A 5,000-nucleotide genomic window follows, 5' to 3' on the forward strand; every position below is an offset into this window, starting at 1 on the left:
CCGCCGCCCCCCACATCCACCTCCCCGACGGCTCCTGCTGCGCGCCCAAGCGGTTCGCGCACCTGCACCAACACACCCAGTATTCGCTGCTGGACGGTGCCGCCAAGCTCAAGGACCTGCTGAAGTGGGCCAAGGAAACCAGCCCCGGCGACCCGGCCCTGGCGATGACCGACCACGGCAACATGCACGGCGCGGTGCATTTCTACAACTACGCGCAGGCCGAAGGGGTCAAGCCGATTCTGGGCTACGAGGCGTATGTGGTGCCTGGCTTCGGCACCCGGCGCGACCGCACGCGCGGTCAGGACGGCGAAAAGGGCATCTACCACCTCACCCTGCTGGCCCGCGACTTCGAGGGTTACCAGAACCTGTGCCGCCTCAGCAGCCGCGGCTACACGGAAGGCTACTACTACAAGCCGCGTATCGACCACGAACTGCTGCAGGAGTACAGCAAGGGTGTGATCGCTTTTTCCGGCTGCCTGGGCTCCGAGGTGCAGCAGCTGCTGCTGATGGGCCGCGAGGACGCCGCTAAGGAGCGGTTGCTGTGGTACCGCGACCTGTTCGGCGAGAACTACTACATCGAGATTCAGAACCACGGCCTCAAGGAACAGGACCGCAACAACCCTGTCCTCAAGGCCTGGGCGCAGGAACTGGGCATCGGCATGGTGGCGACCAACGACGGCCACTACGTGAAAAAAGACGACGCCACCGCCCACGAAACCCTGCTGGCGATCCAGACCAAGGCCACCCTGGCCGACGAGAACCGCTTCAAGTTCCCCTGTGACGAGTTCTATGTCAAAAGCCTGGAGGAGATGCAGCAGGCCCTGCCCGTGGCCGAGTGGGGCGAGGAAATCTTCGACAACTCTGCCAACATCGCAGACCTCTGCAACGTGGAATTGCCGGTGGGCAAAAAGCGGGTGTACCAGATGCCCGCGTTGCCGATTCCCGAAGGCCGCAGCATGGCCGAGGAAATGCGGGTGCAGACCTACGCCGGCATGATGAAACGCTACCCCGCGCACGCCACCGAGGGCCTGCTGCGCGACTATGCCGTGCGCTCGCTGGAGCAGCTGGGCGAGGCGGACGCTGCCCGGATCACCGCGCGGGCCGGCTGTCAGGCCGCCGACTGCTCGCTGGAAGACCTGCTGACCCTGCTGGCCTTTATGGGCAGCGAGTGGGAAGCCCGTGGCAAGGCGGCCGGCGAGAAGTTCACGCCTTACCCGGCGCTGAGTGGCATGGAAGCCCAGGCTGAAACGGGCGAACTGCCCGGCTACGCCCACGAGGACTGCCGCCGGGCCAGCGTACAGGACAGCGACACTGCCATTGACCCCGGCACCGAGGAGCTGAGCGAGGAAACCACCCGGGCGCACTGGCGGCACGCGCTGACGGTGCTGCGCCGCGCCGAGTACGAGCTGAGCGTTATCAACAACATGGGGTTCCCCGACTACTTCCTGATCGTGGCCGATTACATCAACTGGGCCAAGGACCAGAACATCTCGGTGGGCCCCGGCCGTGGGTCCGGTGCAGGGTCGCTGGTGGCTTACGCCATGCGCATCACCAACCTCGACCCGCTGGAATTCGACCTGCTGTTCGAGCGCTTCCTTAACCCCGACCGCGTTTCGATGCCCGACTTCGATATCGACTTCAACGATGCCCGCCGCATGGAAGTGGTGGAGTATGTGCAGCGCAAGTACGGTGAGGACAAGGTGGCCCAAATCGCCACTTTCGGAACCATGTCGTCCAAAGCCTGCCTCAAGGACGTGGCCCGCGTGATGAGCGTGGAATACGGCAAGGTGGACAAGGTCTCCAAGCTGATTCCGGTCAAGTTCGGCAAAAGCTACTCGCTGGAGCAGGCCCGCGAGGCGGTGCCCGACATCGCCCAGATGCTGGAAGCCGACGAGGAACTCAAGACCGCTTACGAGTTCGCGCAGCGCCTGGAAGGCCTGACCCGCCATGCCTCGGTGCACGCCGCCGGAGTGGTGATCGGCCGCGAGGAACTGACCAATCTGGTGCCGGTGATGCGCGATACTTCCGGCAGCGGCATCGTCTGCCAGTACGACATGAAGTCGGTGGAAGACATCGGCCTGATCAAGATGGATTTCCTGGGCCTGCGGACCCTGTCGTTCCTGGACGAAGCCCGCCGCATCCTGCGCGAGTCCAAAGGGCTGGAGATGGATTTCGACACCATCCCTTTCGACGACGAGAAGACCTTCGACCTGATGAGCCGCGGCGACACCAAGGGCGTCTTTCAGCTGGAAGGGGCCGGCATTGCCGACGCCAGCCGCCGCCTGCGCCCGCGCCGCTTGGCCGACATCATCGCGCTCTCGGCGCTCTACCGCCCCGGCCCAATGGAGAACATCCCCACCTACGTGCGCCGGCACCACGGCCAGGAGGAAGTCACCTACGAGGATTTTCCCACCGCCGAGAAGTGGCTGGAACCGATTCTGCGCGAAACCTACGGCATTCCGGTGTATCAGGAGCAGATCATGCAGATCGCGTCCGACGTGGCCGGCTACAGCCTGGGCGAGGCCGACCTGCTGCGCCGCGCGATGGGCAAGAAGATTGCCGCCGAAATGCAAAAGCAGCGGGTGCTGTTCGTGGAAGGCGCCGGTAAACGGGGTGTGCCGGACAGCGAGGCCAACAAACTGTTCGACCTGCTAGACGCCTTTGCCAACTACGGCTTCAACAAGTCGCACTCGGCAGCTTACGGGGTCATCACCTACCAGACCGCCTGGCTGAAGGCCAACTACCCGGTGGAGTTCATGGCCGCGCTGCTGACAGTGGAACGCCGCGACTCGGACAAGGTGGCCGAGTACGTCTCGGACGCCCACAAGATGGACGTGCGGGTGCTGCCGCCCGACATCAACCGCTCCAGCGCCGACTTTGCGGTGGCTGGCGAGGAAATCTATTTCGGGCTCTATGCCATCAAGGGCCTGGGCGAAAGCGCCGTGCAGCGTATTCTGGAAGAACGCGAGCGCGGTGGGGCTTATCACTCGCTGGCCGATTTCGCCTCGCGCATCGACAACAAGACCTGTAACCGCAAGGGCCTGGAAAGCCTGATCAAGTCCGGCGCTTTCGACGCTTTCGGCGAGCGCCGGCAGCTGCTCGAATCGCTGGAAGACGCCCTCAAGTGGGCGGTCAAGGCGGCCCGGGACGCCAGCAACGGCATGGATTCGCTGTTCGGCGCCGAGACGGTGCTGCCCGAGCCGGAGCTGAAGACAGACGTGGAGCCTTTCACCGAACTGGAACGCCTCGCCGCCGAGAAAGAGGCGCTGGGCCTTTACATTTCCGGCCACCCGCTGGAACAGCACGAAGGCCTGCGTGAAGCGGCCAGCTGCCGCATTGCCGACCTCGACAGCTGGTTCGAGGTGCAGCCGCGCAAAGGCAAGCGCATCAAGGCAGTCTTGGCCGGCATGATTGAGGGCGTGCAGAAGAAACCCACCAAGTCGGGCGGCATGATGGCCCGCTTCATCCTGGCCGACGAATCTGGGCAGATCGAGCTGGTGGCCTTTTCCCGCGCCTATGACCGCATCGAACACAAGCTGGTCAACGATACGCCGGGCCTGGTGATTGTGGAGCTGGAAGCCGAGGACGGCGGCCTGCGCGCCATTGCCGAGGAAATCGTCAGTATCGAGCAGCTGGAGGACGTGCCCAAGGTGATGTACGTGAATATCGATCTGGAAAGCGCTGACCCCGACGCCGTGGGCGAATTCCAGAGCATTCTGGACGAACACGCCGGCCCGATGCCCACCTACCTGCGCCTGGAAACGCCCGAGCAGTTCGTGCTGTACCAGCTGGAACACAACATGGGCAGCCCGGCGGCCATCCGCGCTCTGAACGACACTTTCGCCTGGGCCAATGCGTACCTCGCCTACGACCAGCAGACCATTCTGGGCCGCTTCGCGCCCAAGCCGCCCGCCTGGATGAACCGCAAGCAAGCCATGCAGGCATAAGCAACGGGGGCTGAGCCGGTAGAGGGGTGAAGGCCGGCCGGCTCCGCCTCTGCGCCCGCTACACTACGTCTCATGAACCCCACCGATGTTCTCTCGATGCTGCTGACCGAAATCGGCTGGAACCTGGCCGTCTGGGTGCCCACGCTGCTGCTCAGTGTGCTGTTTATCCGCCTGGTGCTGGGCGTGCCGTTCCGTGAAATGGTGGCCGAAATCGAAGACCGCCAGACGGCCGCCATCGGCGCAGTGTTCTTCTGGGCCTCGCTGGGCTTCGCGCTGCTGTTCAGCCGCATGGTGGAAACACCGGGCCAGCTGCACAACCTGCCCTGGTCCCAGGCTTTCGCCTGGCTGGGGCTGGCGGTGGGCCTGTCGCTGTTCCTGTTCAGCGTGGGGGTCTGGGCTGTGTTCGGTGTGCTGTCGCGCCGCCGTCACGAAAGCATCTCGGCCTACCTGCGCCGCGAGCTGCGCGACGAGCACAACCTGGCGCTGTCTTTTATCCTGGGCGCCCTGTTTCTGGTGCCGGTGGTGGTCGCCTATCACGTGACGCTCTAAGGCGGCGGCTCTGCTGACTGTCTCGGGGAAAAGTGGAATGGCAGAGCGAGGGGAGAGGAGCTGCATGAAGTGCCCATCTGATCTGTTTGCTCGGCTGCTGTTCCTGGCTGGTGCAGCACTGTTTCCGCAGGCTCAGGCCTTGTCCCCACAGGTGGCGCCTTTCGTTCCGGCTGGATATTCGGTCATTCAGGGCAAGGCAGTAGACCTGGACGGCGACGGCCGCCCGGACCGTGTACTGGCGCTGGAAGACACCCGCAGTGAGCAGGGCGACCGCATCCTGCTGCTGTTGCGGGGCACCCCTGCGGGCTTTCGCCTCTGGGCACAGGCGGCCCCGGACGTGCTGCTGTGCCGGCAATGCGGCGGCGCTTGGGGCGATCCCCTGGACAGCTTGCAGGCTGGCCGGGGCTGGCTGCGTGTCAATCATTACGGGGGCTCCCGGTGGCGCTGGTCCATCTCGCAGACCTTTGGACTGCAGCAGGGCCGCTGGCGGCTGACTGGGTTCCA

General features: G+C 64.4%; 3 protein-coding genes (1 of these 3 running past the window's edge). All 3 read left to right on the forward strand.

Going from position 1 to position 5,000, the window contains the following annotated elements; translation table 11 throughout:
• Positions 1-3,947: DNA polymerase III subunit alpha (gene dnaE / locus OCI36_RS00005; RefSeq protein ID WP_261663042.1), on the forward strand; the 3,947-nt coding region annotated here is incomplete at its 5' end.
• Between the two features lie 72 nt (positions 3,948-4,019).
• Positions 4,020-4,496: a hypothetical protein gene (locus OCI36_RS00010; protein WP_261663043.1), complete on the forward strand. Its 477-nt coding sequence runs from the start codon at positions 4,020-4,022 to the stop codon at positions 4,494-4,496.
• 64 nt (positions 4,497-4,560) lie between these two features.
• A protein-coding gene (locus tag OCI36_RS00015; RefSeq protein WP_261663044.1) for a hypothetical protein crosses the window boundary here: on the forward strand, positions 4,561-5,000 show its 5' portion. 313 nt of this gene lie beyond the right edge of the window; the window shows 440 of its 753 coding nt (coding positions 1-440); its start codon is at positions 4,561-4,563; its stop codon lies off the right edge, out of view.

This window comes from Deinococcus sp. Marseille-Q6407, from assembly GCF_946848805.1.
GTDB lineage: Bacteria > Deinococcota > Deinococci > Deinococcales > Deinococcaceae > Deinococcus.